Origin of the sequence: Brevibacterium moorei (assembly GCF_024580735.1) — a bacterium.
GTDB lineage: Bacteria > Actinomycetota > Actinomycetes > Actinomycetales > Brevibacteriaceae > Brevibacterium > Brevibacterium moorei.
In genome coordinates, this window is the sequence record NZ_JANIJX010000059.1 from 1 (window position 1) to 1,237 (window position 1,237).

The window sequence follows — 1,237 nt, forward strand, 5'->3', positions numbered from 1 at the left end:
TCGTTGTTGTTACTCGTGTTACCCAACCCACCACACACCCCGACAAGACCACAGTCCCACCGAGTCGTGTTGTTTGGGTGAGTGAACGGTGTATTAGTACCAGTCAGCTCCACGAATCACTCCGCTTCCACACCTGGCCTATCAACCCCATCATCTCTAGGACACCTTAAAGGAGACCTCATCTCGAAGCAGGCTTCCCACTTAGATGCTTTCAGCGGTTATCCCTCCCGAACGTAGCAAACCAGCCATGCCCTTGGCAGAACAACTGGCACACCAGAGGTTCGTCCGTCCCGGTCCTCTCGTACTAAGGACAGCCCTTCTCAAATCTCCAACGCACGCAGCGGATAGGGACCGAACTGTCTCACGACGTTCTAAACCCAGCTCGCGTACCGCTTTAATGGGCGAACAGCCCAACCCTTGGGACCAACTCCAGCCCCAGGATGCGACGAGCCGACATCGAGGTGCCAAACCATGCCGTCGATATGGACTCTTGGGCAAGATCAGCCTGTTATCCCCGAGGTACCTTTTATCCGTTGAGCGACCGCGATTCCACAATCCACGGCCGGGTCACTAGTCCCAGCTTTCGCTCCTGCTCGACACGTCCGTCTCACAGTCAAGCTCCCTTGTGCACTTACACTCGACACCTGATTGCCAACCAGGCTGAGGGAACCTTTGGGCGCCTCCGTTACTCTTTAGGAGGCAACCGCCCCAGTTAAACTACCCATCAGGCACTGTCCCTGAACCCGATCAGGGTCCGAAGTTAAGGAATCCAGAATGGCCAGAGTGGTATTTCAACAACGACTCCCCAACACCTAGCGATGCCGGATCACAGTCTCCCACCTATCCTACACAAGCCACACCGAACACCAATACCAAACTATAGTGAAGGTCTCGGGGTCTTTCCGTCCTGCTGCGCGTAACGAGCATCTTTACTCGTAATGCAATTTCGCCGAGTTCGCGGTTGAGACAGCAGAGAAGTCGTTACGCCATTCGTGCAGGTCGGAACTTACCCGACAAGGAATTTCGCTACCTTAGGATGGTTATAGTTACCACCGCCGTTTACTGGGGCTTAAATTCTCCGCTTCAACCCCGAAGGGTTTAACAGGTCCTCTTAACCTTCCAGCACCGGGCAGGCGTCAGTCCGTATACATCGCCTTACAGCTTCGCACGGACCTGTGTTTTTAGTAAACAGTCGCTTCTCCCTGGTCTCTGCGGCCACCACACACACATCAGACCG

Annotated in this window: 1 rRNA gene; it reads right to left on the reverse strand. The window is 54.6% G+C overall.

The features are described 5' to 3' along the window. Positions 1-73: 73 nt before the first annotated feature. Positions 74-1,237 (reverse strand): 23S ribosomal RNA (locus tag NQ034_RS16030); the annotation flags it as partial.